Source organism: Methylophaga sp. UBA3603 (genome assembly GCF_002375335.1).
GTDB lineage: Bacteria > Pseudomonadota > Gammaproteobacteria > Nitrosococcales > Methylophagaceae > Methylophaga.
This window is the reverse complement of record NZ_DFMC01000007.1, coordinates 334,089-360,253: the sequence shown is the minus strand read 5'-3', so window position 1 is coordinate 360,253 and position 26,165 is coordinate 334,089. Positions and strand designations below refer to the sequence as shown.

The window sequence follows — 26,165 nt, the reverse complement described above, 5'->3', positions numbered from 1 at the left end:
AACCACTTGGTGGTTAACCTGAGTAAATTTGAATCCAGCATTGCTATGCTACGCTTGATTGATAATCGATTATTGCAGGGAGCTCATTCTGAATATGCATGATAAAAAAATTATCCGCCACGAAGAAAACTGTTGGCGGTATGTTCAGGCTGATAGAGCCTCCGTGCTGGTGGATGGTGAAAATTACTTTAGCGCCTTGCATGCTGCCATTTCACAAGCTCAATCTGCTGTTTATATTCTTGCCTGGGATATTGATAGCCGACTGAGACTGGTGAGAGGTGAGACCCCTACGGATTTACCTGTTGAATTAGGAGATTTGATAAATGCCGTTCTTGAGCAAAAGCCTGAGCTAAATATTTATATCCTCAACTGGGACTGGGCAATGCTCTATACGCTTGAGCGCGAATGGTTACCCCTGTTTCGTCCCGGCTGGAAAAAGCAATCCCGTTTACATTATCAGCTTGATGGCGAGTGCCCATTTGGTGGTTCACAGCATCAAAAAGTCGTTGTAATTGACGATAAAATCGCTTTCTGCGGCGGTATCGATCCAGGTAAACATCGCTGGGATAGCAGTGAACATGCACCTGATGATAAACGTCGTATTGACCCTGATAATGAGCTCTACCCTCCATTCCATGATATGCAGATGATTGTCGATGGGGAAGCGGCAAAGAGTCTGGCGGAACTGTCGCGGGAACGATGGCAAAAAGCAACGGGTGAGCAGCTGGCTCCCCCCTCCGCAAACCAGGATGATATTTGGCCTGAAGATATCAAGGTTGATTTTCGACAGGTCAACATTGCCATTGCCCGAACCCTGCCGGAATTTAAGGGAAACAGGGAAATTACCGAAGTGGAATTACTCTACCTTGATGCTATTGCGGCGGCCCAAACCCTTATATACATAGAAAATCAGTATTTTACATCCTGGAAAGTGGCAGAGGTTTTAGCCCAGCGACTGAAGGAAGAGAGTGGCCCGGAAGTTGTGATTATCTGTCCCAGCATGACCGGTGGCTGGCTTGAACAACACACGATGGATGTATTGCGTTCCAGGATTTGCCGAAAGCTTTGTGAAGCCGATAAACATGACCGTCTGTTGATTTGTTACCCGCATCATGAAGCATTAGGTAATAGTTATATCAGTCTGCACAGCAAGATGATGATTGTTGATGATGTTTTTTTGCGAGTGGGGTCAGCTAATTTAAGTAATCGCTCGATGGGGCTTGATAGTGAATGTGATTTGGCAATTGAAGCAGAAAATGCAGAACAGTCTGATGCGATAAAGGCCTTACGTCATAGACTGCTCAGTGAACATCTTGATATTGCGGTTGATGTATTGGAAGAATTGCTGGCAGAACATGATTCGCTGCTTACGCTGATTAATTCCCGGGAACAGTTTCCACGTACCTTGAGAAGATTAAATTGTGAAGTTGATGAGAGTATCGATGAATTAACCCCGACAGCTGACTATATCGATCCTGAGCGTCCGGTAGACTCCGTTGAAATGAGCCGGAAGCTGGTGCCTATTGATGAGCCGAAGTCCCCTAAAAAACAGATCATTATCACGGCATTAGTCTTATTAGCCGTCATTGCAATGACCGCTTTATGGAAGTGGACGCCACTCAATGACTGGTTAACGGCTGAAAATCTTCAACTTATGATCGAGACCCTCAACGACAGTCCCTTTACTCCTTTTATTGTGATTACAGGTTTTGCTATTGCCGGTTTATTTGCAATACCGCTGACCTTATTAGTCGTGGCCGTTGCGATCAGTTTTGGTGCATGGCCGGGCAGTATATACGCTATTCTGGGGTCAATGCTGAGTGCGATATTGGGATATATCGTTGGTGAGTGGCTGGGGCGTAAAAGTGTGTCCAAAATGGCTGGGTCAAAATTAAACCGACTGTCAAAACGCTTGGCCAATCATGGTGTAATGGCCATTATTACCGTTCGGATTATTCCTGTGGCTCCTTTTACACTGATAAACTTGGTAGCAGGTGCATCTCATATCAAATTGAGAGATTTTATCTGGGGAACTCTGCTGGGAATGTTGCCGGGTATTTTAGCCATAACCGTTTTTGCAAATTCACTTATACAAGTCGTCCAACACCCTGAACCTTTCGAGATTATAATTTTTGTATTGGTGATTTTAGGGATTGGTAGCTTGATGTACGGTGTCAAAAAATGGCTTAACAGAATTTCGACAGATACGTGACCCAAATAAAACGACCAAATACCCTCAAGATCGCTACTTATAATATTCATGCCTGCATAGGGGCGGATGGAAAATTTGATCCTGCGCGTATCGCTGCCGTTTTAAAAGAAATCGATGCCGATATTGTTGCTTTACAGGAAGTCGAACACCATTCGATTGATGAGCTGGACCTACTCGAGTATCTGGCCTATCAGACGGGCCATGAAGCCATTGCTGGACCCACATTGTTTCGGGAAACTCGTCACTACGGAAATGCCCTGTTAACAAAGTTACCATTAAAGTCCTTCAAACATATTGATTTAAGTGTTGCCGGTTTCGAGCCACGAGGAGCCATCGAAGCTACTTTTGATGTTGCCGGCTATGAACTGCAAGTGATTGCGACCCATTTAGGATTGAAACCGGCAGAGCGGCGTTGGCAGGTTAAGCAGTTACTCGATGTTAAATCACAACAGGAAGCCGATATAAGCTGTTTACTGGGGGATGTGAATGAGTGGTTGCTATGGGGGCGTCCATTGCGTTGGTTACACAGACACTTCAGCGCGCCACCACACTTGGCGACTTTCCCGGCACGCTGGCCAATTTTCGCTTTGGATAGAATCTGGATTGCTCCGCAACGCAGCAACATTAAACTATCAGTTCATAAATCTGTTTTAGCAAGACAGGCATCAGATCATTTACCACTTGTTGCCAACATTGCTTTCTGAGCCCTATCAAGAACACTAAATAACCCCTTTTGGGCATTGCCCTGCAGCCAAATGTCGACTATCTTTGTACAGATTACTTCAGAGGCATGTATGACCTATTGTGTAGCCATTACCTTAGATGCAGGATTAGTGCTGACATCCGATTCCCGAACCAATGCCGGAATCGATCAGGTGAGCACCTACAGCAAGATGACCCGGTTTGAGACCCATGCTGATCGTTGTCTGGTATTAATGAGTGCAGGTAATCTGGCGACTACACAATTTGTGGTTGAACAGATTCATCGCGATATTCGTGAAAGTCAGGCACGTAATTTAAATACCTTAAGTTATCTTTCTGATACGGCTGATTACATCGGTGAAATCCTCAGTAGTCGAATCCGCCGTTATTCTGAAAATGAAGCTTCAGGCTTTGCCCCGGAAGCCACGTTATTGCTGGCCGGTCAGATTCAGGGTGGTCCTCCGCAGGCGTTTATGATTTACCCGCAGGGTAATCACATTACCAGTTCCAAAGAGACCCCTTATCTGCAGATTGGCGAGAGCAAATATGGCAAACCGGTGCTGGATCGTTTTATCCGGCCGGATACTTCTTTACTGGATGCAGCCACTTGTTCACTGATCTCAATGGACTCTACCATGCAGAGTAATGTCAGTGTCGGACCACCCATTGAAGTACTGATGTACAAAAAAGACAGTTACAATGTTAGCAATCACTACCGGTTTGGAGTAGAGCACCCATATCTTATTGAATTGAGAAAGGCGTGGGGGGATAAGCTTCGTCAGGCCTTTACCGAGATGCCCAGGTTTAGTGAACAGTAAAAAACGTCGTTAACGTTAAATATCATGCATTAGATCATGGATAAACTGCAGCTTTTTCTGCACCGCGGTTGACACCACAAATGGATAGGCATCAGCATTACCGATACTTCTGTTCAACGCGTTCAACACCAGTACTAACTGCATCCATTCTGATAACCAGACATGAAATTCCCGATCCGTTTCGGGGGGGCGAATAACCTCAAACTCCACTGCCGTTTCCAGTGTTTCATGCATCAACAGATAATGTGCCCAGGTTTCAGCCCAGTCTTCCAAGGCATGGGCGCTGGCGTAGGCTGAAATAAACTCCTGCTGAAAATCTTCGGGAGGGCCAGCCTCGTAATAAGCTGCCAAAGCCTGCGGATAATCAATAGTGTCATCACCGAATAATGCTTTAAACGCATCATAAATTGGCTGGTTTTTAATCAGTTTTTCCCAGTAGAAATGCCCGATTTCATGACGGAAATGGCCTAGTAACGTACGATAAGGCTCATTCATGGCCTCTCGGGTTGCTTCGCGATAGCTGTTATCAGCTTCTGAAGCATTTAACGTAATGATACCTGCCGCATGACCACTGAAAACCTGCTCATGACCATCAATCGGATTACTTATCTGATCTTCCAGAAAATGAAACTGCAGTTGCTGTGTATCAGTAGCTGGCCATTGATCTATCGGTAAACCTAACCGAAGCAAGCCATACAGCATCCTTCTTTTGGCCGCTTCCAGCACTGACCAGCGTTTAACGTTATACGGGTAGTTCTGATTAGGTATGACACGGGTTAACCGGCAGGATATGCATTGCGTAAAATTATCATCGGCCGGCAGCAGCCAGTTGCACTGCATCAAATGCTGATGATGGACACAGCGTTTATAACGTTTTTCGGGACTTTCCACCGAACGAAACTGGCCTTTGTAAGGCTCGATACTGACAATCTGTTGCTGTTCGGTATCAAATCCTAAGATCCTGTTGCAGCTGTTGCAATATGTATTATCAAAAAAAACTTCTTGCCCGCAATGACAATAAAAACGTTTCATGCGACCGATCTATCAGGGTGAAACCATTTTTGACTTATCTGAGAACTCAATTCAGCAAGTTTTGCCTGTAATTCATCCATACGGGTATAGATCATCTCGGCTGGAAGTTCTTTCAGATTTTCATTAAACATTTCAGACATGATTTTTTGATGGTGTTCCAATGTGGTTGCTGACTGAGGAAGAGGCCACAAATAACGTCCAATTGCTTTAAGCGAAAAGAATAAAGAACGTGGAAAAGCCTCATCTCGAATCAGAAAAGTTAATACGCCATCGGCGTTAACGGATGAACTGTAAGTCTGAGTGTACATCTGCTGAGCACTTAATGCGCGTAATAAATGTGTCCATAAAATGCCTTCTGCTGCACGCATCGATTCACTGCGGTTTTCAGCCATCAGTAATGACGTCATTTCCAGGATTCGACTGGTCATATCGGCGCGTTCCAGATGCTTGGCCGTTTGCATAAAATGATAGGCATGATTCCGGCTCATATGATTGACCAATATGCCCCACACAGTCTGACAGCGTTCCATGATGGTCAATAGCAATTGCTGACGTCGACGCCGGTTACTGATGGCCGCCATTTCATTTTTAACCAGCAGATACAGCTCATTTACCTGCTCCCAGGTTTCTTCCGGGAGGATATCCAGCGAGGTACGGGCATTTTCCCGAACGGCGGATAATGAATTAAGTAGCGATATCGGGTTATTGGGTTCTGCCAGCAAAAATTGCATCACATTATTTTCATTAATCTGTTCAAAGTTTGCGTGATAAAACATTTCAGCATCAAAAATGGTGACTAAGGTAAACCAGTCTATTTCGACGTCTCTGGGTAAATCCATCAGCAGCCCGGTATGGACATTGATTAAACGAGCGGTATTTTCGACCCGCTCCAGATATCTGGCCAACCAATAAACCCGTTCAGCTACCCGCGACAACATCAGTTAAGCCCTCCAAAATGTGAGTCATCCACTATCCAGGTATCTTTGCTGCCACCACCCTGTGAAGAATTAACAACTAGCGATCCTTTGACGAGTGCTACCCGGGTTAACCCGCCAGGTGTGACGTAGTTATTTTTACCAGACAGGATAAATGGCCGTAAATCCACATGACGAGGCGCAATATGATCGCCGCAACTGGTGGGGGATACCGATAACTTTAGGGTCGGTTGGGCGATGTAGTTATTAGGATCGTCGATTAATAATTGGCGAAAAGCTTCTATTTGTTCTTCACTGGAATGCGGCCCAACCAGCATGCCATAACCACCGGACTCATTAGCAGGTTTGACGACAAGATCCGCTAAGTTGTCGAGAACGTGCTGAAGTTGGTGCGGATCTCGACACATCCAGGTTGGTACATTGGGTAACAAAGGTTCTTCGTTGAGGTAATAGCGAATCATTGCCGGCACATAGGCATAAATAACTTTATCGTCGGCAACACCGCAGCCGGGGGCATTGGCAATGGCGACTTTTCCTTCGCGCCAGGATTGCATAATGCCGGGAATACCAAGTGTAGAATCCTCACGGAACACCAGAGGGTCAATAAAATCATCATCTATGCGTCGATAAATGACATCGACTCGTTCCAGACCATGAATGGTTTTCATATAGACATAACCATCATTGCCAACGGTCAGATCGGCGCCTTCCAACAAGATCAAACCCGCTTGCTGAGCTAATGCAGCATGCTCAAAATAAGCTGAGTTATAGATTCCCGGGGTCAGTAAAACCATCTTTGGATGTGTTATGTCATCGGGTGCCAGCGAAGCCAGCATTGCAGAAAGGTGTGAAGGGTAATCATTGACCGGGCTGATATGCAGTAATTTGAATAATTCCGGTAATACACGCTTGGTGGTCTTGCGGTTTTCCAGCATATAGGCAACACCGGATGGCACCCGTAAATTGTCTTCCAATACATACATCGTGCCGTTGTCATCACGCACTAAATCCGAACCACAAATATGCGCCCAGATCCCGTGTGCAGGTTGCATGCCTTTACATTGAGGTCGGTAACCTTTGGATTGCAGCACAACTTCTTCTGGAATCAGCCCATCACGAATAATGTTGCCATCGTTGTAAATATCATTGATGAACATATTTAAGGCACGAATTCGTTGCACCAGCCCCTTTTCGGTGCAATCCCATTCGCCTTTGGGAATGATGCGGGGAATGATATCGAAGGGCCAGGCACGATCAATATTGCCGGCATCGCTATAGACCGTGAAGGTAATACCACGCTCCAGAATTTCGAGTTCAGAATCAACGATACGCTGCTCGAATGCCTCTTTTCGCATGGATTTCAGATAATCCAGCAGTTTATAACTGAAGTGTCTTGGCTGATGCTGATCATGCATCAGCTCATCGTAGAACTCACCGGGATCATAATCACGCCACAGCTGCATCATGCTCATTTCCCCTTCTTCAGATAATCATGAAGCTGTGACTGCAATAGTTATGCCCTAAATCCCGGCGAATCCCTAATGCAGCCCGCTCCAGGCCATTCAGATGTGATTTTCAACAGTTACTGTTGTAACAAGGCAGCCCAGCCTTTTTTCTGCATACAGCCCAATAAGCCGCGGGTAACCAGACTCATATTCGCTTCAGGGGAGTGTTCTTTACCTAATTCCGCTGTGCAGGCTTCACTGTCATTCATTAGTTTTTCCGGTCCAGCACCCGCTCGCCACCATGAATTAACCTGTAATTTTTCCATGGGATCAACGGGTTTATCGTCAATTTCTGCCATGGCATCATCCGCTATCGCAATGGTTTTGCTTTCACCACGACTCAGTGGAATCAAGGGCTTATCTGCACTAACGACTAACCAGCCTTGCTGCTGCAGACACTGATCAATTTCTTTTTCAGAAGCTGACTCTGATTCACAGCGCTCTTTTTCACTTTGAAAATCTGTCGCAGTAGCGCCTCGTTTATAACTGAATTCTCCTCCACAACCTGAAACAACTAACAAGCTGCTGAACAAAATCAGCGAACCGATTACGTGAATGCTTTGGCGTTTCATTTTTCCTCCTTAACAACCTGTTATTTGAAAGTGTGTTCTCAGAGTAACTGAAACCCTACGTAACCCATGTACGCAATTTGACGTATTTAAGCACTAGACCCAGCTGACTAGTATGGCTCTCGAACTTAATGGTTGATGAGCACCGAGGCGAATTCAACAACAACGCTTTAATTCTGGTGAGTTTTTCGGGAGAAGAAAAATGAAAAAAATGAACAAAGTCGCATACCTGGTCGCCTTGGCCACAACCGCTACTCTTGCCCCTGTGGCAACTAGTCATGCTGCTGGCACGATTACCTTTGGTGAAGATCAATATGTCAGTGTTGGATTTGGTATGCGTGGCAGCTATAGCAATCTTGAAGATGCGGCAAATGATGGCGGCAATTCTAATGATTTTGAACTGGACAGTGCCCGTTTGTATGTTTCAGGTTCATTAAATAAATACATCAAAGGTATGTTCAACTCTGAAAAATCAGGTGGTAATGATTCTTTCCAGATTATTGACGCTGCCGGTATTTTCCAATTTACCCCAGATATGGCGATTTGGGCAGGTCGTTTCCTGTCACCAAGCAGCCGCGCCAATATGGCTGGGCCTTACTACACATCAGGTGATGGTTATTGGGCAAACATTACAGCTCGATATGGCTGGAATGGCGGCACTATCGGTCGTGATGATGGTGTGGCTTTAGTTGCCACGGCATTTGACCAACGATTGGCTTATTCATTCGGTGCTTTTGAAGCCGACAAGATTTTTGAATTCAGTGGTGTGGGAGACGTTACCGATAATGCCGATCAAGACGATGACCTGATGTATGCCGGGCGTTTGCAATACAGCTTCTGGGATAAAGAGCCAGGTTATTACGGTACAGGTAACTATCTCGGTACCAAAGATATTTTCACTATAGGTTTGGCAGGCCGTCATAAAGGCGATGGTTCAGCTTCAGCAACTGAAGTTGGTGATTACTCTCAATGGACAGTGGATCTTCTGGTAGAGAAGAAACTTGCCGCGGGTGCGGTATCTCTTGAGGCCGCCTACTTCGACTATGACACGGATGATGTCTTCCTTTCAGAGCAAGGTGAAGCCTATTACGTCAGTACCGGCTATATCTTCAACCAAAGAGTTGGTTGGGGCCAATTTATGCCATTCGTTCGCTACCAAAGTTTTGATTCTGATGCTGGCGAAACCGAGCGTACAGATTTTGGGGTGAACTACTTCATTGATGGCTACAACGCATCCGTTACCGCCGTTTATCGCGACCTGGAAAGAGAAGGTTTAGCGGATCAAGATCAATTCGTCGTTTCAATGCAGCTGCAATTTTAATCCAAATATTACCTATCAAAACGTTTCTTCAACGTAGGAGATACCGATGAAAACCTTAGTAAAACTTGATTTAGATAAAAAACCCTGGGAACAGGACGGACAAATACATAATCGTTGGCATCCTGATATTCCGATGATTGCCATGGTGAAACCGGGCGATGAATTCCGTGTGGAATGTATGGATTGGACCGGTGGCCAGATCGGTAACAACGACAGTGCCAATGACATTCGTGATGTGGACTTGTTACAAGTCCACTATCTCAGTGGCCCAATTGGTGTTGAGGGAGCAGAGCCCGGTGACTTGATGGTGGTAGACATTTTAGATGTCGGCACTTTTGAAGATTCACAATGGGGGTTTAATGCCTTCTTCTCCAAAGAAAATGGCGGTGGATTTTTAACCGACCACTTCCCTGAAGCGCGTAAATCCATTTGGGATTTCCACGGTATTTACACCACTTCACGTCATGTGCCGAACGTTAAATTCGCCGGCATTATGCATCCTGGTTTGATTGGTTGTTTGCCATCGAAAGAAATGTTGGCGGAATGGAACAAACGTGAAGCTGAATTGATTTCAACCGAACCAGATCGTGTGCCTCCTCTGGCATTACCACCTAATGAACAGGCTGCTGTGATGGGCCGTTTGAAGGGTGATGAAGCGTCTAAAGCGGCAAAAGAAGGTGCTCGTACCGTACCACCGCGTGAGCATGGCGGTAACTGCGATATCAAGGATTTGACCAAAGGTTCAAAAATCTACTTTCCGGTGTATGTGAAAGATGGCGGTTTATCGATGGGTGACCTTCACTTCTCTCAGGGTGATGGCGAAATCACGTTCTGTGGTGCTATCGAAATGGCCGGCTATATCGATATCAAAGTCAGCCTGATTAAAGATGGCGTGAAGAAATACGGTATTAAAAATCCACTGTTCAAAAACAGTCCTTTAACACCGACTTACAGCGATTTCCTGATGTTTGAAGGGATTTCAGTCGATGAACAAGGTAAACAACATTATCTGGATGTTCATGTTGCCTATCGTCAAGCCTGTCTGAATGCCATCGAATATCTTAAGAAATTCGGTTACACCGGTGAGCAAGCACTATCCATTCTAGGTACCGCCCCAGTTCAAGGTCATATTAGTGGTGTGGTGGATATTCCGAATGCATGTGCCACATTGTGGATCCCAACAGAAATCTTTGATTTCAATATTAACCCTACGGCAGATGGCCCATCGCAATTTGTCACTCAGGGTTTTGATTTAAGTTCGACTTCTTAAGACGGGATATCACGTTATGCCGATATATGACTACCGATGTGAGCATTGTGGCGATTTCACCGCGCTTCGCAAAATGAGCGAAGCCGGTAACTCGGTGGAATGTGTGGAGTGTGGCGAGATGGCGGTGCGGATTATTTCCGCCCCCTATCTCGCCTTGATGGACCGAAACACTCGGGTGGCCAAAGAACGCAATGAAAAGTCTGCCCATGAACCTAAACAAGTGCGACGTTCCAGCTGTGGTTGCTCAGGAACGCACACGTGTAAAACCGATTCCACCGATAAAGCCAAAACGGCAGCACAGGCCAAAAGCAATCCCAACGGCCTGATGATGCAGACAAAGAAAACCGCAAGACCCTGGATGCTCGGACATTGAGCGCCAAGAAAAACCGTTCGGAACAACGCTGTTCACTCTAAATTTGCTAACAGGAGATACACGATGAGTTACTTCAGTCGACGAAAATTTTTAGGTAAAACCGGAGCACTGTTAAGTGCAATGGTGGCTGCTGGATTTATTACCAGTAGTGCAATGGCAGCGGATTATCCGACTGCTGAAGTCAACACAACCGGACTTGCAGTGACAGATGACACTGTAACAGTAGGGATCTTGCATTCATTAACCGGCACCATGGCGATCAGTGAAACCGGTGCCCAGGAAGCGGAAAAGCTGGCTATCAAACAGATCAATGAAAGTGGCGGTATCCTCGGCCGCCAGATTGAGATCATTCAGGAAGATGGCGCCAGTGACTGGCCAACATTTGCTGAGAAATCCAGAAAGTTACTGGTGAATGATAATGTAGCGGCAGTTTTCGGTTGCTGGACATCGGCATCACGTAAAGCGGCTTTGCCAGTTTTTGAGAAAGAAAACGGTTTATTGTATTACCCGACTTTCTATGAAGGACTGGAACAATCCAAAAACGTTATCTACACCGGTCAGGAAGCTACCCAACAGATCCTTGCTGGTCTGGACTGGGTTGCTGAAGAAAAAGGTGCCAAAACGTTCTATCTGATTGGTTCGGACTACATCTGGCCACGTACTTCAATGAAGATCGCTCGTATCCACATCGAAAAAGTACTTGGCGGTAAAGTGGTCGGTGAAGAGTACAAACCTTTAGGTGATACTCAGTTTGGTTCAGTTATCAACAAAATCCGTTTGAAAAAGCCTGACGTTATCTTCGCTGCTGTTGTAGGTGGTAGTAACGTGGCCTGGTTCAAACAGCTGAATGCTGCCGGTATTACAGCAGATAAACAAACGCTGTTGACCCTGTCGGTGACCGAAGATGAAGTGTTGGGTATCGGTGGTGAAAATCTGGAAGGCTTCTACTCTGTTATGAAGTATTTCCAAAGTCAGGACAATCCGAACAACGTTGCATTTGTAAAAGCATTTAAAGAAATGCACGGCGAAGACAGCGTTATCGGTGATGTGACTCAGGCCGCTTACCTTGGCCCATGGTTATGGAAAGCAGCAGTCGAGAAAGCTGGAAGTTTTGATGTGGATAAAGTTGTCGCCGCATCTGAAGAAGGTGATATCGAGCTGACTACAGCGCCTGAAGGTTACGTCAAACTGCATCCTAATCATCATTTATGGAGCAAAACCCGTATCGGTAAATGGAACAAAGACGGTCAGGCAGAAGTGGTTTATACCTCTGATCTGATTGAGCCAAACCCATTCCCAGAAGGTTACCAATAAATCGAAATAGAACGTTCGCAAAAGCAGGCTGGTCGTTGACCAGCCTGCCAAGTGACAGAAGAGCGAAAGGTTGTCCAACCTTTGATTAACGAGTAAATGTTACGGAGTATCCGTTATGGGTGAGTATTCAATACAGGAATTGACTTCAATTCTAGCCATGCAGGGCTTTGCCGGGTTCAGCCTGTTCAGTGTGTTACTGCTGATGGCGCTTGGATTGGCAATTATTTTTGGACAAATGGGCGTAATCAATATGGCCCATGGCGAATTTATGGCGATGGGAGCCTACACAACTTACCTTCTCTCCGTAGTGACGGAAACCTATTTTCCAGCATTCATGGATTACTACTTTTTATTAGCAATATTAGTTTCATTCCTGGTAGCCGGGCTATTTGGCTACATCACAGAATTTGTGCTTATCAGGCATCTTTATAAACGCCCTCTGGACACCTTACTGGCAACTTGGGGACTGAGCCTGATTATGCAACAGTCGTTTCGTTCAATTTTTGGGGCACGTGAAGTCAGTCCAGCCTTACCGGATTGGTTGATGGGGTCTTGGATGCCAACAGAAACGATATTTATTCCAATTAACGGCATGTTTGTATTAGGTCTGACCGCATTGGTCACTCTCGGTGTGTTTTTGCTGATGTATCGCTCCAGCTGGGGGTTGAATGTTCGGGCTACTACACAAAATCGGGTTATGAGTGGTGCCGTCGGTATTAATACCAAACAGGTTGATCGATTGACCTTCGCGCTGGGTTGCGGTATTGCCGGTATCGCCGGTGCAGCATTTACTACCATTGCGTCCACAGGACCGACATCAGGTTCTTTATATATCGTTGATACCTTTATGGTTGTTGTGTTTGGTGGGGCAGCCAGTCTGTTCGGCACCATTGCCTCAGCGTTCACCATTGCTCAGGCGCAATCCATTCTGGAGTTCTTTATCAGCGGATCTATGGCGAAAGTATTTACCTTGCTGGCTTTGGTCATCATTTTGATGATGCGTCCTGAAGGTTTGTTCTCAATCAAAGTTCGTAAATAACCAGCAGGAGATAAATGATGAATTTTGTCTATGAGCGATTTTTAGGTGGTAAGAGTGGGGCGATTGCCATTGGTGTTCTGGCACTGCTGATTTTAGTGGTGTTGCCTCTGGCACTAGACTTGTTCCGGTTAAATCTGGTCGGAAAATATCTGACCTACGCGTTTGCAGCGGTCAGTCTGGTGTTGTTGTGGGGGTATGGCGGTATTCTCAGTTTGGGACAGGGAATATTTTTTGGACTGGGTGGTTATGCGATGGCCATGTTCTTGAAACTCGAAGCCTCTGACCCAGAAAGTACTAGTATTCAGACTACACCAGGCATTCCAGACTTTATGGACTGGAATCAGTTGACCGAGTTACCGTGGTTCTGGATTCCTTTTGAAAGTTTCACCTTTACCTTGATAGCTATCCTTCTGGTGCCGTCGATCTTTGCCTTTATCATCGGTTATTCGATGTTCAAACGTCGGGTTGGTGGGGTTTACTTTGCCATCATCACGCAGGTTATCGCTGTGATTCTAACGGTGTTAATTGTGGGGCAACAAGGGTTTACCGGTGGTATTAATGGTATTACCGATTTGAGAACCCTAAATGGATGGGATATACGTGCCGATTCTTCTAAATATATCCTTTATTTTATCAATGCCATTTTGCTGTTAGGCGTCATTATGGTGAGTAAATTCATTCTCACCAGCAAACTAGGACAACTGCTTCTGGCGATGAAAGACAAGGAAGATCGAGTGCGTTTTTCAGGCTATGACGTCTCGAACTTCAAAATCTTTATATTTTGTGTTTCAGCCGTCATTGCGGCCATCGGTGGAGCGATGTTTACCTTACAGGTAGGCTTTATGTCTCCGTCTTTTGTCGGCATCGTGCCTTCGATTGAAATGGTTATTTTCGCTGCTGTCGGTGGCCGAATGTCCTTGGTGGGTGTGGTCTACGGCACATTGCTAGTGAATTACGGTAAAACGGCGTTTTCTGAAACTTTCCCTGAATTATGGTTATTCCTGATGGGCGGGTTGTTTATCGCAGTGGTGATGTTCTTCCCGAATGGTTTGGCGGGTATTTACAACAAATATGCCCCTAAAGTGAAGTTTCTAAAGCCATTATTTGATAAACCAGTGCAATCAGAAAAGAAATCTGCCACGAAGATTGAATCTGAAGCCACCACCGAGGGAGCTAAATAATGACGACTACAACAGATTTTTTGCTGGCAATTGAAGATCTCACGGTTTCATTTGATGGCTTCAAAGCAGTCGATACGTTAACAATGTATATCGATAAAAACGAATTGCGAGTGGTTATCGGCCCAAACGGAGCGGGTAAAACCACCTTGCTGGATTTGATATGCGGCAAAACCAAATCCAGTTCCGGTTCGATCAATTTTAAAAACAAAGAAATGACCAAGATGGCCGAACATGAAATCGTTCGGGCGGGTATTGGTCGTAAATTTCAAACGCCATCTATCTACGAGAACCTGACGGTGTACCAAAATCTGGAAGTTTCTTATCCAGAAGGACGTGGGGTATTTGGCAGCCTGTTTTTCAAGACCACTGAACAAGTGATTAAACGCGTTAATGAGGTAGCCAAAGAAATCCAGCTGGAAAACTTTCTTGAGACTGAAGCGGCGATTCTCAGTCATGGTCAGAAACAATGGCTGGAGATTGGCATGTTACTGATGCAGGATCCGGAATTATTGATGCTGGATGAGCCAGTCGCCGGGATGAGCGCCAAAGAACGCGATGAAACCGCCGAATTGCTCAACCGGATTTGCCAGAATCGATCCGTGATAGTGATTGAGCATGATATGGAGTTTGTGAAAAAAATCGCCCGTAAAGTCACCGTTCTGCACCAAGGCAAAATCCTTGCTGAGGGGACGATGGACAATGTTCAGGCGGATGAAAAAGTCATTGAAGTCTATCTTGGGCATTGATTTTAAGCTGGGAGATTAACCATGTTTGAAGTAGAAAATTTACAAGTAAGTTACGGCCAGAGCCAGGTTATTCATGACATCAGCTTTAACGTCGCTAAAAATGAAACGCTGGCCATTATGGGACGCAATGGCATGGGTAAAACCACGTTATTCAAATCCCTCATGGGGATCCTGCCCAGTCAATCAGGTAAAGTCAGTATCGAAGGGACTGATGTTGGCAGTATGGAAAGTCACAACCGTGTTGCCAATGGGATTGCTTATGTGCCACAGGGAAGAATGATTTTTCCAACATTAACGGTGCAGGAAAATATCGAAACCGGTCTGCAGGTGTCGAAAATGAAACATATTCCGGATGAGATATTCGCCTTGTTTCCCGTATTACATGATATGCGTCACCGCAAGGGCGGTAACCTTTCAGGTGGTCAGCAACAACAGTTGGCGATTGCCCGTGCTTTGGTGACCAATCCAAAAGTATTACTATTGGATGAACCGACGGAAGGTATTCAGCCTTCAATCATCAAAGATATTGCCAAGGTCTTAAATGAAATTCGTAAAATGCGTGAAATCACCATTATCGTTTCTGAGCAGGTGTTGAGTTTTACGATGGAAGTGGCAGACCGTATTATTGTGATTGAAAAAGGTAAGTTCATTCATGAAGATATGCGAGCCGACGTTGATGCCGACACGATAAAGAAATATTTGACGGTTTAAGACAAATATTATTAGGTTCTGTTGATATTTCAGGTTTACAACAAAGGCAGCTATGAAAGACCAGCAGATCCAGGCAGACAAATATGCTTATCAATGTCCAACATGAAGGAGTGTGTTGGCATGAATGTTCGCTCAGAATTAACACAACAAATTGATAAACCGGTAATTAATCAATTGATGACTGGCTGGGATGCCAGTCTCAAACTGCTGTTCGATAGCCGCTCCAACAAAACCATCCTTGCCCGCCGTCAGCATCATGGGCCGTTGGTGATTCAGAAAATTCTCTATCCTGAAGGCGCTAATCCTGCCCATGGCGTTATTATCCACCCTCCCGGGGGTGTGGCAGGTGGCGATAATTTGCAATTGACGGTGCAAATGCAAACTGAATCATCTGCACTGTTGACCACCCCGGGTGCCACCAAATGGTATAAATCAGCCGGTCGCCAAGCCAGTCAGAAGATTGAGATGACGATTGATGATAATGGCCAATTAGAATGGCTGCCACAGGAAAATATCGTATTTGATGGCGCTGATGTCGCACTTAATACTCAGGTTAATCTTAGTGAAACAGCAGTATTTGCTGGCTGGGAAGTCGTTTGCCTGGGCAGGCAGGCCAGTGGTGAACGTTGGGGTAGCGGGCGTTTTCGTCAAAAGTTATTGATTAAACGTGAAGGCAGGTTAATCTGGAATGAATCTGCATTACTGGATCCCGATAGCAGAGTACTGCGTTCAATGGCCGGATTACGTAATCAAGTGGTTTTTGGCAGTTTTGTGGTGGCCGCTGGCACTACGCCGGCAGAGATCCTGCAAAGCTGTCAGGACATTCAGATTGATTCTTCAGCGGATTATGGCGTTTCAGCACTGCCGGATATATTCACCGCACGTTATATTGGTCCCTGTGCCCAGGAAGCCAAAATATATTTTGAAAAATTATGGCACTGCCTGCGTCCGTGGTATGGCAAGCGATCAGCTATCCGGCCTCGCATTTGGGCTACCTAGACAAAGATAAACAAGGTTGAAAAAGCAATGGAACTGACTCCTAGAGAAAAAGATAAATTACTTATTTTTACTGCGGCACTGGTGGCCGAGCGACGAAAAGACCGAGGCCTGAAACTGAATTACCCTGAAGCTGTTGCCTATATCTCGGCGGCGATTATGGAGGGGGCACGAGATGGCCGAACGGTTGCGGAACTAATGGACTATGGTGCGACTTTACTGACATTGGATGATGTGATGGAGGGTATTGCTGAAATGCTGCCGGAAATTCAGGTCGAAGCCACCTTTCCTGACGGCACCAAACTGGTCACCGTGCATAACCCAATTATCTGAGGACACTGACTATGATTCCCGGAGAAATGCGAGTAAAAGCGGGCGATTTACAGATGAATGTAGGTCGTGAGGTGATCACCATTGATGTTTCCAATAGCGGCGACCGGCCGGTGCAGATTGGATCGCATTATCATTTTTTTGAAGTCAATGATGCTTTGCTGTTTGAACGCGAAAAGGCTTATGGATTTCGCTTGAATATTGCTCCGGGTACAGCTGTCCGCTTTGAGCCCGGCCAGACCCGCACCGTCGAATTGGTTGCGTTGTCCGGTTTGCGTCAGGTTTACGGTTTTGCCGGCAGAGTTATGGGAGCTTTATCATGAGTCTGAAAATTGATCGGCAAGCCTACGCCGAAATGTTTGGTCCGACAGTGGGCGACAAAATCCGGCTGGCCGATACAGAATTATGGATTGAAGTCGAACAGGATCTCACCACCTATGGTGAAGAGGTTAAGTTCGGCGGTGGCAAGGTCATCCGCGATGGCATGGGGCAATCACAGAAAGTCTCAGTTGAAGTTGCTGATACCGTGATTACCAATGCCCTGATAGTCGATGCTGTTACCGGTATTATCAAAGCGGATGTAGGGCTTAAAGATGGGCATATCTGGGCCATTGGCAAAGCCGGAAACCCGGACATTCAACCTGATGTAACCATACCATTGGGTGCCGGTACCGAGGTCATTGCCGGCGAAGGCATGATCCTTACCGCAGGGGGTATCGACAGTCATATTCACTGGATCTGTCCGCAGCAGATTGAAGAAGCCCTTATGTCTGGGATCACCACCATGCTGGGTGGTGGCACTGGACCGGCTACCGGGACCAATGCCACCACCTGTACGCCGGGACCATGGCATATTCACCGGATGCTGGAAGCCGCCGAGGCCTTTCCAATGAATCTGGGTTTTTTCGGCAAAGGCAATGTGTCGCAGCCTGAGCCAGCCAGAGAACAGATCGAAGCTGGCGTTATCGGCCTGAAATTGCACGAAGACTGGGGTACCACCCCTGCTGCTATCGATAATTGTTTATCGGTGGCCGAAGAGATGGATGTTCAGGTAGCCATCCACACCGATACGCTGAATGAATCAGGTTTTGTTGAAACCACGATAGCGGCCTTTAAAGATCGCACCATTCATACCTTTCATACCGAAGGTGCTGGTGGAGGGCATGCGCCGGATATTATCAAAGCTATCTCAGCCGAGAATGTTATTCCGTCGTCCACCAATCCCACACGACCATTTACCATCAATACCATTGATGAACATCTGGATATGTTGATGGTGTGCCATCATCTGGATCCTTCGATTGCTGAAGATGTGGCGTTTGCTGAATCGCGTATCCGCCGGGAAACCATTGCTGCAGAAGATATTCTTCACGATACCGGTGCGTTTGCCATTATGTCTTCTGATTCGCAGGCGATGGGGCGTGTTGGTGAGGTGGTGATTCGCACTTGGCAGACTGCGCATAAAATGAAAGTACAGCGAGGGCCTTTGAAAGAAGATGCCGAGCGTGGTGATGGTGATGCAGATAACTTCCGGGTGAAACGTTACATTGCCAAATACACCATCAATCCGGCGATTACTCATGGGTTTTCCCATAAAGTCGGTTCCATTGAAGCCGGTAAATTTGCTGATTTGGTGTTATGGCGCCCTGCATTTTTTGGCGTGAAACCGTCACTGATATTAAAAGGCGGCATGATTGCCGCAGCAGCGATGGGCGACCCTAATGCATCAATTCCCACACCACAGCCGGTGCATTATCGGCCGATGTTTGGCAGTTTTGGCAAAGCCTTAAAAACCTCTTTAACCTTTGTTTCAGAAGCGGCCTTGGCCAATCCTGCGGTCGCAGCACTGGATTTACAGAAACCGCTGGTGGCAGTAAAAAACTGCCGTAATATCGGTAAAAAAGATATGGTGCTCAACAATGCCACGCCCAAAATTGAGGTGGATCCGGAAACCTATCAGGTGTTGGCAGATGGTGAATTATTAATCTGCGAACCGGCGACTGAACTGCCTATGACGCAGCGTTATTTCCTGTTTTAGCAATTTATAGGCAAGGTTCAAAAATGTTATCGATTTCCACCAAACTGGATCATATTCATAGCGATACGGTCATTGCCGATGTGGTCAGTCTGAGTTTCGATTTACGGCAGAAAAGCCGTATTCGTGTGACCTTGCAATCAGGCACGGAAGCCGCGTTATATATGCAGCGTGGCACGATTTTACGTGGAGGCGATTTTCTGCAGGCGGATAGCGGTGAAATTATTGAAGTAATTGCTGCCGAACAGGCCGTGATGAAAGTAACCGCTACTACTTCAAAGGCTTTAACCCGAGCCGCTTATCATTTGGGGAACCGTCATGTTCCGCTGGAAATTGGTGATGGATGGCTGAAGCTGGAAACGGATTCAGTTCTCAAAGATATGTTGTTGGGGTTAGGGGTGCAGGTTGAAGAATTACAGGCGCCTTTTGAACCAGAACCCGGGGCCTATTCTGGTGGCGGACATCACCATCATCATGATGATGAACATTCACCTGATCATGTTCACGCACATGGACACAGTCACTAAGATGAGTTCAGCGTCGCTTTCCCGTCTGTTACAACTCGCCAGCCCGATGTTGCCAGTGGGTGCCTACAGTTATTCACAGGGACTGGAATGGGCAATTGAATCCGGTGAGGTGATCGATATTGAATCATCGAAGCAGTGGATAGGCGATGTGCTGTCGATCTATTTTGTAAACTATGAATTACCGGTTTTGTTGAGGTTATATAAGGCCTGGCAGCAGATGGATGGTCCACAGATACAATACTGGGACGAGTATTATCAGGCCGGTCGCGATAGCAGTGAAGCACTGGCAGAAACGCGGCAGATGGCCTATTCGTTACTACGGTTGCAACGTGATTTAGCTACCTGGCCCCCACAAATCGTCTTATTAAGCGGCACCCTGCAACAACCGGCTTTTCCGACCATTTATTCAGTCAGCGCCCTGTGCTGGGAGATTTCGCTTAGCGATATGTTGCATGCCTATGCCTGGTCTTTTCTGGAAAATCAGGTCAGTGCGGTGATGAAAACCGTGCCTTTGGGACAGGTGGCAGGACAACGCATTTTGTCAGAGTTAGCGATGACCTTGCCTGCTTTAGTCGATCAAGCCATGCAATTACCCGATGACGATATACAGAATTTCTGCCCAGCACTGAGCATTGCTGGCTGTCGACATGAAACCCAGTATTCCCGTTTATTTCGTTCATGAATAAGAGAAAAACAAAATGAAAGAACCTTTACGAGTTGGCATCGGTGGTCCGGTTGGTTCCGGTAAAACAGCCTTAACGTTGGCCTTATGCAAGCGACTACGCGACAAATACAATATTGCCGTGGTGACCAATGATATTTATACCAAGGAAGATGCCGAGTTTTTAACCCGTAATGAAGCGTTGTCAGCTGATCGGATTATTGGGGTCGAAACGGGTGGATGTCCGCATACCGCCATCCGCGAAGATGCTTCGATGAATCTGGAAGCCGTGGCTCAACTCAGTAAACGTTTCGATCCGTTGGACATCGTGTTTGTTGAAAGTGGTGGCGATAATCTGGCTGCGACGTTCAGTCCGGAACTGTCGGATCTGACTATTTATGTGATTGATGTGTCCGCTGGTGAAAAGATCCCGCGTAAAGGTGGTCCGGGCATTACCAAATCAGATTTGCTGGTGATCAATAAAACCGATCTGGCCTCATTGGTCGGGGCTTCTTTGGAAGTAATGGATCGTGATTCCAAACGTATGCGTGGTGAACGGCCTTTTGTATTCAGTAACCTTAAGCAGGAAGACGGTCTGGATCAGATTGTGGCGTTTATTGAAAAACAGGGACTGATGTTGAATTAACCGTTTAACCAAGAGGGAAAAGAAATGAAAAAAATGCTTTTAACGATACTGGGTATAGTCGCTTTTCCAGCCATTGCTTTTGCTCATCCCGGACATGATATGGCTAACTTTGCCAGTGGATTCAGCCATCCGTTTACGGGTATTGATCATTTGCTGGTGATGCTGGCGGTAGGTTATTGGGCCGGAAAGTCTCAGTCTTCTGCACGATGGCAGGTGCCGATGCAGTTTGTCATGTTTATGCTGTGTGGTGTGGTACTGGGTGCAGTGATATCCGGGCTGGCAGTTGTTGAAGTAGCGATTGCAGTCAGTGTGTTGGCAATGGGCTTGGTGATTTTACTCAACACTTCAATTAATCGATTCTGGCAACTGACATTAACCACGGTCTTTGCGTTATTGCATGGCTTTGTTCATGGTCAGGAATTGGTTGCTGCAGGCAATGGCCTGGCAGCTGTAGCGGGTATGGTGATGGCGACCATGATTCTGCTCGCCACGGGTGTTTACCTTGCCAGTTTTAAAGATCAACTGGGGCTGTTCGTACAACGTGCCTTTGCGACAGTGTTAACGTTGAGCGGAGCATATTTGTTAATAATGTAAACAGTCACGAACAGCAGGGACAAGTGGACCGGTCTGTCTTTCAGGTAAGTGACTGAAAGGATAGATCGGTCCCAGCTTTATTAGCGTTGAAAAAAACAATACGTAATACTACGTAGATAAAAAACCGCTGCTCGTACATTATGATGTTATTGGGTAAGTTACACCCAGCGCATTTAATCTGGAGCATGGATATCCATCAATCGGTTGGGCTAAATGTATCAGGAAGTGAAGCTTTGATGGATTCATCAGAACATAATGCACCACAGCGTATTGTCAAAATTCGTCGTGATTACAATACCTGGGTCGCTAATGAAACGCTGGAAGACTATGCGCTGCGTTTCACACCCCACTCTTTCAGGAAGTGGTCAATTTTTCGTGTCTCCAATACGGCACTGGGTGCTATTTCCTTTCTGGTTCTGGAGGTTATCGGCGGTGCATTAGCTGTCAATTTTGGTTTTGTGAATGCCTTTTGGGCCATTCTGACCATTAGTCTGATTATCTTTATGACCAGTTTGCCCATCAGTTATTATGCCGCCAAATACGGCCTGGATATGGATTTGCTGACCCGCGGTGCGGGATTTGGCTACATCGGTTCTACTATCTCTTCATTTGTCTACGCGACCTTCACCTTTATTCTTTTTGCGCTTGAAGCCGTGATCATGGCCTACGCCTTAAATATGTACTTTGGATGGCCGATTTATGTCTGGTATTTGATTTCAGCAGTGATCGTAATTCCTTTAGTCACGCATGGTGTGACCTTAATCAGTCGGATTCAGATGATCACTCAACCGATCTGGCTATTCCTCATGGTGTTGCCATTTATCTTTATTTTTGCCAAAGAACCCGATGCCATTCGGGGCTTGATGAATTTTGCCGGCAGCTCCGGTTATGACAGTACGTTTAATATTTACATGTTTGGTACTGCCATTGCCATTGGTATGGCATTGATCCCTCAGGTGGGTGAGCAGGTCGACTTTCTGCGATTTATGCCGGAAAAAACCCAAAAAAACCGTTTTCGTTGGCATTTAGGAGTCATATTCGCCGGTCCGGGCTGGATTTTTATCGGCATGATCAAAATGTTTGCCGGGGTGTTATTGGCTTATCTGGTGTTAAATGGCGCAAAGTCGGTTGAAGAAGCCGTTAACCCCACCTATATGTACCATGTGGCATTTAGCTATGTTTTCTCCAACGCGGATGTATTGCTGGCGGTCACAGTATTTTTTGTGGTGCTGTCACAAATCAAGATCAATATCACCAATGCTTACGCTGGTTCACTGGCCTGGTCCAATTTCTTTGCCCGCCTGACCCACAGCCATCCTGGCCGTGTGGTGTGGTTATTATTCAATGTGTTGATAGCCACCATGCTGATGCTGCTAGATGTGTTTCAGGCACTGGAACAGATTTTGGGACTATATTCGAATATTGCTATTTCCTGGATCACGGCTGTAGTAGCCGATCTGGTGATTAATAAACCCCTGGGTTTAAGTCCCAAAGGCGTCGAATTCCGCCGGGCCTATCTATATGACATTAATCCGGTTGGGGTGGGGGCAATGGCCATCGCCTCTTTGTTTTCAGTGTTGGCATTTGTCGGCGTATTTGGATTGGAAGCGCAGTCATTTTCATCTTTTATCGCCATGTTTACGGCGTTAATTTGTTCTCCATTATTTGCCTGGTGGACAAAGGGAAAATATTACCTGGCGCGCCAGCCGTATAAGTTTCATCCCGGCAAAACCAAAGAAATCTGCAGTATTTGTGAGCGAGAATATGAAATTGATGACATAGCCTATTGTCCAGCCTATCAGGGTGCTATCTGCTCATTGTGCTGTTGTCTGGATGCTCGCTGCAATGATGCTTGTAAGCCACATGCCAAACTGGATTCGCAGTGGCAGGCGGCCATGACAAAACTGTTGCCTAAATCCTTGTGGGGCTATATCCAGAATGGTGTAGGACATTACATCTTGCTGATGGGGATGACGGTGTTACTACTGGCATCCATTTTTGGATTGATCTATCTGCATATATCGCTGACCACCACGGACAACGCAGCGCAGATTTTGCCTGAAATACAAGTGGGTTTTCTCAAGGCTTTTGCCGCTCTGGTTCTGGTCAGTGGCATTATTGTCTGGTGGCTGATTCTTACCTCGCAAAGCCGCAATGTGGCACAGCAGGAATCCAACCATCAAACCAACTTGCTACAGCGTGAAATCATTTTACATGAACAAACCGATGCTGAACTGCAGCAGGCTCGTGTTATTGCAGAACAGGCAAATCAGGCCAAAAGTCGCTATATCACTGGTATCAGTCATGAGTTACGTACCCCATTAAACAGTATTCTGGGCTATGCCCAATTGATGGATAACAATGCTGATGTAACGACAGAAAATAAAAATGCCATTAAAGTCATTCTGCGTAGCGGTGAGCATCTGCTGTCGTTGATTGAAGGTACTTTGGATATTGCCCGTATAGAAGGTGGAAAGCTGCAATTTGATATCAAATCACTGCGTTTTCCTGAATATATCCAGCAAATTATCAGTATGTTTGAATTGCAGGCGATTAATAAAGGGCTGAAATTTGAATATGAGATCAGCTCGGATTTACCTCGTATCGTGCGTGCTGATCACAAACGTTTAAGCCAGATATTGATTAATATCATTGGTAATGCAGTGAAATACACCAGTGAAGGGGCTATTTATCTGCGCTTTAACCATGCCCGCGAATTTCTCTCGATAGAAGTTGAAGATACCGGCCCGGGCATCAAGCAATCCGAACTGGATCATATTTTTGAGCCGTTTATTCGGGGCAGTGCGGCGCAGGGAATCGGTGGTACCGGATTGGGACTGACGATCAGCAAGTTGCTCACTGAGTTGATGGGCGGTGTTTTGCATGTTGAAAGCCACGTAGGCAAAGGCACCACATTTTTTGTCCGACTGTTTTTACCCTCAGTGCGGGTCGAAGAAGATTTGCCGCTTATCTCCACCCGAATGCCAGTGGGTTACCGGGGACCGCGGCGTAAATTACTGGTGGTCGATAACGAACCGGTGGATCGGGAACTGCTGTTAAATATTCTTGAGCCGCTGGGGTTTGACGTCAGAGAAGCCGCATCGGGAGCCGAATGTTTACGGATTTATCCGGACTTTCAGCCCGAAATCATTTTTATGGATTTAGCTATGCCGGAAATGGACGGTTGGGAAACCTGTCATCTGATCCGTAATGTACATAAGTCTGATGTCAAAATCGGCATTATTTCAGCCAATGCCTTTGATAAAAACCTGGAAAATTCATCGGGTATTACTGATAAAGACTTTATCCTGAAACCGGTCAATCTATTTGAACTGATCAACTGGATTGGCGAACGATTGAATCTGCAATGGATCGAGAGCAAGGAAGAACTGGTATCAGAAACTTCCGTGGTGGAATATTCACTGCCCCCGGTTGAGGTCTTAAATAACTTGCTGGAGATGATCAACATGGGCTATCTGGTCGGCGTCCGTAAACTGATTACCGAGATTGATGAACAAGGACTGGCCTGCGAACAGTTTGTTAGTGAAATACGCCAAATGTCTGAAAAATTTCAATTAGGCACCATGAAAACCTTTATAGAAGAGAAATTAGCTAATGTCTGAAAGCCCGCTTAATGCAGTAGTGCTGGTGGTCGACGACACCCCCGATACGCTGGCGCTTTTACATGATGCTTTGGTGGAATCCGGTTATACCGTTCTGGTGGCTGATAATGGTGAATCCGCATTAAAAATCAGTCTGGACGCAACTCCGGATATTGTTCTGCTGGATGCGTTAATGCCAGGTATGGATGGTTTTGAAGTTTGCAGGCACCTTAAGCATGATCTGAATACCCGCCATATTCCGGTGATTTTTATGACTGGTCTGACCGAATCCGAGCATGTGGTCGCCGGGTTCTCAGCAGGAGGCATCGATTATGTGACCAAACCGTTGAGCCCTGTCGAAGTTATTGCCCGGATTAATACCCATTTGAAAAACTCCCGTTTGATCAATCAGACACAGGGCGCTCTGGATGCATTCGGTCAGGCTGCTATTGCGGTATTACCGAGCACCGGCAAAATTGTCTGGCAGACACCTCTGGCGCGTCAGTTGATTGAAAAATATATGAGTCATGAAGACGATCTTTTGATTCAGGATACCCCCGAAGCCTTGCAGGATTGGGTGTTGCAGTTACATCAGGGGGGAGAAAGACGGTTACGTCCTTACATTGTGCATAAACCCACCGGGCGACTTATTTTTAACCCTGCTGATCTGCAAAGTGAAGAGCAATGGCTGATCCTGTTACGAGAAGAGTCTGAAACCGCACAGATTGAAGCCTTGAGAGCGGTATTCAATTTAACCAATCGGGAGTCGGAAGTATTGCACTGGGTGATCCTTGGCAAAACCGACAAAAGTATTGGTGAGATTCTCGGTACCAGTCCACGTACCGTCAATAAACATATGGAACATGTGTTTACCAAACTGGGAGTGGAAACCCGTACAGCAGCGGCTTCGTTGGCCGTAAATAAACTGCGTTCACTGACGGGCAGTAATAGCTTCGGCACAGAATAACTGTTTCAAAACGTCTCTATTTCCGGATGGCTCTGCCATAAAATAATAGCGTGCATTACAACGACGTGAGCATGAAAAA

25 protein-coding genes are annotated in these 26,165 nt (G+C 46.1%); 21 read left to right on the top strand and 4 right to left on the bottom strand.

The annotated features are described in order from the left end of the window. Positions 1–94 precede the first annotated feature (94 nt). The 3 genes from B4F66_RS05375 to B4F66_RS05365 are packed head-to-tail and all read left to right on the top strand — an operon-like array spanning position 95 to position 3,732. Positions 95–2,212 carry a VTT domain-containing protein gene (locus B4F66_RS05375; RefSeq protein ID WP_292354365.1) on the top strand — a complete coding sequence of 706 codons (2,118 nt, stop codon included), beginning with the start codon at positions 95–97 and terminating at the stop codon, positions 2,210–2,212. Continuing rightward, on the top strand, positions 2,209–2,916 hold the full coding sequence (locus tag B4F66_RS05370) for an endonuclease/exonuclease/phosphatase family protein (protein WP_292354367.1): 708 nt from the start codon (positions 2,209–2,211) through the stop codon (positions 2,914–2,916). The genes B4F66_RS05375 and B4F66_RS05370 overlap by 4 nt, the downstream gene beginning before the upstream one ends. A 51-nt stretch (positions 2,917–2,967) precedes the next feature. After that, a complete protein-coding gene (locus tag B4F66_RS05365; protein ID WP_292354369.1) occupies positions 2,968–3,732 on the top strand; it encodes a proteasome-type protease in 765 nt (254 codons plus the stop codon). Between the two features lie 15 nt (positions 3,733–3,747). Here the strand turns inward: B4F66_RS05365 and B4F66_RS05360 are convergent, their stop codons facing one another. The 4 genes from B4F66_RS05360 to B4F66_RS05345 all read right to left on the bottom strand — a co-directional run bounded on the left by B4F66_RS05360 (position 3,748) and on the right by B4F66_RS05345 (position 7,776). After that, positions 3,748–4,764, bottom strand: coding sequence for a zinc-binding metallopeptidase family protein (locus B4F66_RS05360; protein WP_292354371.1), 1,017 nt, complete (start codon positions 4,762–4,764; stop codon positions 3,748–3,750). Continuing rightward, on the bottom strand, positions 4,761–5,702 hold the full coding sequence (locus tag B4F66_RS05355) for an alpha-E domain-containing protein (RefSeq protein ID WP_292354373.1): 942 nt from the start codon (positions 5,700–5,702) through the stop codon (positions 4,761–4,763). Before B4F66_RS05355 ends, B4F66_RS05360 begins: the two co-directional genes overlap by 4 nt. Further along, positions 5,702–7,165 carry a circularly permuted type 2 ATP-grasp protein gene (locus tag B4F66_RS05350; RefSeq protein WP_292354375.1) on the bottom strand — a complete coding sequence of 488 codons (1,464 nt, stop codon included), beginning with the start codon at positions 7,163–7,165 and terminating at the stop codon, positions 5,702–5,704. Before B4F66_RS05350 ends, B4F66_RS05355 begins: the two co-directional genes overlap by 1 nt. Before the next feature lie 116 nt (positions 7,166–7,281). Next, positions 7,282–7,776, bottom strand: a complete 495-nt coding sequence (locus B4F66_RS05345) for a hypothetical protein (RefSeq protein ID WP_292354377.1) — start codon at positions 7,774–7,776, stop codon at positions 7,282–7,284. A 199-nt stretch (positions 7,777–7,975) separates the two neighbouring features. Between B4F66_RS05345 and B4F66_RS05340 the strand changes: the two genes are divergently transcribed. The 18 genes from B4F66_RS05340 to B4F66_RS05255 all read left to right on the top strand — a co-directional run bounded on the left by B4F66_RS05340 (position 7,976) and on the right by B4F66_RS05255 (position 26,086). Continuing rightward, complete coding sequence (locus tag B4F66_RS05340; protein ID WP_292354379.1) at positions 7,976–9,094, top strand: porin family protein; 1,119 nt, start codon at positions 7,976–7,978, stop codon at positions 9,092–9,094. A gap of 46 nt (positions 9,095–9,140) precedes the next feature. Continuing rightward, positions 9,141–10,364: a formamidase gene (fmdA, locus tag B4F66_RS05335; protein ID WP_292354381.1), complete on the top strand. Its 1,224-nt coding sequence runs from the start codon at positions 9,141–9,143 to the stop codon at positions 10,362–10,364. A 16-nt stretch (positions 10,365–10,380) separates the two neighbouring features. Continuing rightward, positions 10,381–10,737, top strand: a complete 357-nt coding sequence (locus B4F66_RS05330; protein WP_292354383.1) for an FmdB family zinc ribbon protein — start codon at positions 10,381–10,383, stop codon at positions 10,735–10,737. A 63-nt stretch (positions 10,738–10,800) separates the two neighbouring features. Next, complete coding sequence (gene urtA, locus B4F66_RS05325) at positions 10,801–12,051, top strand: urea ABC transporter substrate-binding protein (protein ID WP_292354385.1); 1,251 nt, start codon at positions 10,801–10,803, stop codon at positions 12,049–12,051. A 115-nt stretch (positions 12,052–12,166) separates the two neighbouring features. Then, positions 12,167–13,090, top strand: a complete 924-nt coding sequence (gene urtB, locus B4F66_RS05320; protein WP_292354387.1) for an urea ABC transporter permease subunit UrtB — start codon at positions 12,167–12,169, stop codon at positions 13,088–13,090. A 14-nt stretch (positions 13,091–13,104) separates the two neighbouring features. Beyond that, positions 13,105–14,271 carry an urea ABC transporter permease subunit UrtC gene (urtC, locus tag B4F66_RS05315; RefSeq protein ID WP_292411611.1) on the top strand — a complete coding sequence of 389 codons (1,167 nt, stop codon included), beginning with the start codon at positions 13,105–13,107 and terminating at the stop codon, positions 14,269–14,271. Then, positions 14,271–15,017 (top strand): urea ABC transporter ATP-binding protein UrtD, encoded by a 747-nt coding sequence (gene urtD, locus B4F66_RS05310; protein ID WP_292354391.1) that lies wholly within the window; start codon positions 14,271–14,273, stop codon positions 15,015–15,017. The genes urtC and urtD overlap by 1 nt, the downstream gene beginning before the upstream one ends. A gap of 21 nt (positions 15,018–15,038) precedes the next feature. Continuing rightward, complete coding sequence (gene urtE / locus B4F66_RS05305; protein ID WP_292354393.1) at positions 15,039–15,728, top strand: urea ABC transporter ATP-binding subunit UrtE; 690 nt, start codon at positions 15,039–15,041, stop codon at positions 15,726–15,728. Between the two features lie 120 nt (positions 15,729–15,848). Then, positions 15,849–16,727 (top strand): urease accessory protein UreD, encoded by an 879-nt coding sequence (locus B4F66_RS05300; protein ID WP_292354395.1) that lies wholly within the window; start codon positions 15,849–15,851, stop codon positions 16,725–16,727. Positions 16,728–16,754: 27 nt separating this feature from the next. Further along, the gene (gene ureA / locus B4F66_RS05295; RefSeq protein WP_292354397.1) at positions 16,755–17,057 is read left to right on the top strand and encodes an urease subunit gamma; all 303 of its coding nucleotides are present in this window, start codon (positions 16,755–16,757) and stop codon (positions 17,055–17,057) included. Between the two features lie 11 nt (positions 17,058–17,068). Beyond that, positions 17,069–17,377: an urease subunit beta gene (locus tag B4F66_RS05290; RefSeq protein WP_292354399.1), complete on the top strand. Its 309-nt coding sequence runs from the start codon at positions 17,069–17,071 to the stop codon at positions 17,375–17,377. Beyond that, complete coding sequence (ureC, locus tag B4F66_RS05285; RefSeq protein WP_292354401.1) at positions 17,374–19,092, top strand: urease subunit alpha; 1,719 nt, start codon at positions 17,374–17,376, stop codon at positions 19,090–19,092. Before B4F66_RS05290 ends, ureC begins: the two co-directional genes overlap by 4 nt. Positions 19,093–19,115: 23 nt before the next feature. Continuing rightward, a complete protein-coding gene (gene ureE, locus B4F66_RS05280) occupies positions 19,116–19,616 on the top strand; it encodes an urease accessory protein UreE (RefSeq protein ID WP_292354403.1) in 501 nt (166 codons plus the stop codon). A gap of 1 nt (position 19,617) precedes the next feature. Next, positions 19,618–20,298 (top strand): urease accessory protein UreF, encoded by a 681-nt coding sequence (locus B4F66_RS05275; protein ID WP_292354405.1) that lies wholly within the window; start codon positions 19,618–19,620, stop codon positions 20,296–20,298. A 16-nt stretch (positions 20,299–20,314) separates the two neighbouring features. Continuing rightward, complete coding sequence (gene ureG, locus B4F66_RS05270) at positions 20,315–20,923, top strand: urease accessory protein UreG (RefSeq protein ID WP_292354407.1); 609 nt, start codon at positions 20,315–20,317, stop codon at positions 20,921–20,923. Between the two features lie 24 nt (positions 20,924–20,947). Next, positions 20,948–21,517, top strand: coding sequence for a HupE/UreJ family protein (locus B4F66_RS05265; RefSeq protein ID WP_292354408.1), 570 nt, complete (start codon positions 20,948–20,950; stop codon positions 21,515–21,517). A 236-nt stretch (positions 21,518–21,753) separates the two neighbouring features. Further along, complete coding sequence (locus B4F66_RS05260) at positions 21,754–25,140, top strand: hybrid sensor histidine kinase/response regulator (RefSeq protein ID WP_292411613.1); 3,387 nt, start codon at positions 21,754–21,756, stop codon at positions 25,138–25,140. Beyond that, positions 25,133–26,086 carry a response regulator transcription factor gene (locus B4F66_RS05255; protein WP_292354412.1) on the top strand — a complete coding sequence of 318 codons (954 nt, stop codon included), beginning with the start codon at positions 25,133–25,135 and terminating at the stop codon, positions 26,084–26,086. The genes B4F66_RS05260 and B4F66_RS05255 overlap by 8 nt, the downstream gene beginning before the upstream one ends. Positions 26,087–26,165 lie beyond the last annotated feature (79 nt).

What these genes read in the sequence shown, in the direction of transcription:
- urtD (WP_292354391.1), top strand. Translation starts at nt 14,271, where the DNA reads ATGACGACTACAACAGATTTTTTGCTGGCAATTGAAGATCTCACGGTT.
- B4F66_RS05290 (WP_292354399.1), top strand. Translation starts at nt 17,069, where the DNA reads ATGATTCCCGGAGAAATGCGAGTAAAAGCGGGCGATTTACAGATGAAT.
- B4F66_RS05260 (WP_292411613.1), top strand. Translation starts at nt 21,754, where the DNA reads ATGGATTCATCAGAACATAATGCACCACAGCGTATTGTCAAAATTCGT.
- B4F66_RS05300 (WP_292354395.1), top strand. Translation starts at nt 15,849, where the DNA reads ATGAATGTTCGCTCAGAATTAACACAACAAATTGATAAACCGGTAATT.
- ureE (WP_292354403.1), top strand. Translation starts at nt 19,116, where the DNA reads ATGTTATCGATTTCCACCAAACTGGATCATATTCATAGCGATACGGTC.
- urtA (WP_292354385.1), top strand. Translation starts at nt 10,801, where the DNA reads ATGAGTTACTTCAGTCGACGAAAATTTTTAGGTAAAACCGGAGCACTG.
- B4F66_RS05265 (WP_292354408.1), top strand. Translation starts at nt 20,948, where the DNA reads ATGAAAAAAATGCTTTTAACGATACTGGGTATAGTCGCTTTTCCAGCC.
- ureA (WP_292354397.1), top strand. Translation starts at nt 16,755, where the DNA reads ATGGAACTGACTCCTAGAGAAAAAGATAAATTACTTATTTTTACTGCG.
- urtC (WP_292411611.1), top strand. Translation starts at nt 13,105, where the DNA reads ATGATGAATTTTGTCTATGAGCGATTTTTAGGTGGTAAGAGTGGGGCG.
- ureG (WP_292354407.1), top strand. Translation starts at nt 20,315, where the DNA reads ATGAAAGAACCTTTACGAGTTGGCATCGGTGGTCCGGTTGGTTCCGGT.
- fmdA (WP_292354381.1), top strand. Translation starts at nt 9,141, where the DNA reads ATGAAAACCTTAGTAAAACTTGATTTAGATAAAAAACCCTGGGAACAG.
- B4F66_RS05360 (WP_292354371.1), bottom strand. Translation starts at nt 4,764, where the DNA reads ATGAAACGTTTTTATTGTCATTGCGGGCAAGAAGTTTTTTTTGATAAT.
- urtB (WP_292354387.1), top strand. Translation starts at nt 12,167, where the DNA reads ATGGGTGAGTATTCAATACAGGAATTGACTTCAATTCTAGCCATGCAG.
- B4F66_RS05275 (WP_292354405.1), top strand. Translation starts at nt 19,618, where the DNA reads ATGAGTTCAGCGTCGCTTTCCCGTCTGTTACAACTCGCCAGCCCGATG.
- B4F66_RS05340 (WP_292354379.1), top strand. Translation starts at nt 7,976, where the DNA reads ATGAAAAAAATGAACAAAGTCGCATACCTGGTCGCCTTGGCCACAACC.
- ureC (WP_292354401.1), top strand. Translation starts at nt 17,374, where the DNA reads ATGAGTCTGAAAATTGATCGGCAAGCCTACGCCGAAATGTTTGGTCCG.
- B4F66_RS05350 (WP_292354375.1), bottom strand. Translation starts at nt 7,165, where the DNA reads ATGATGCAGCTGTGGCGTGATTATGATCCCGGTGAGTTCTACGATGAG.
- B4F66_RS05365 (WP_292354369.1), top strand. Translation starts at nt 2,968, where the DNA reads ATGTCGACTATCTTTGTACAGATTACTTCAGAGGCATGTATGACCTAT.
- B4F66_RS05330 (WP_292354383.1), top strand. Translation starts at nt 10,381, where the DNA reads ATGCCGATATATGACTACCGATGTGAGCATTGTGGCGATTTCACCGCG.
- B4F66_RS05375 (WP_292354365.1), top strand. Translation starts at nt 95, where the DNA reads ATGCATGATAAAAAAATTATCCGCCACGAAGAAAACTGTTGGCGGTAT.
- B4F66_RS05255 (WP_292354412.1), top strand. Translation starts at nt 25,133, where the DNA reads ATGTCTGAAAGCCCGCTTAATGCAGTAGTGCTGGTGGTCGACGACACC.
- urtE (WP_292354393.1), top strand. Translation starts at nt 15,039, where the DNA reads ATGTTTGAAGTAGAAAATTTACAAGTAAGTTACGGCCAGAGCCAGGTT.
- B4F66_RS05345 (WP_292354377.1), bottom strand. Translation starts at nt 7,776, where the DNA reads ATGAAACGCCAAAGCATTCACGTAATCGGTTCGCTGATTTTGTTCAGC.
- B4F66_RS05355 (WP_292354373.1), bottom strand. Translation starts at nt 5,702, where the DNA reads ATGTTGTCGCGGGTAGCTGAACGGGTTTATTGGTTGGCCAGATATCTG.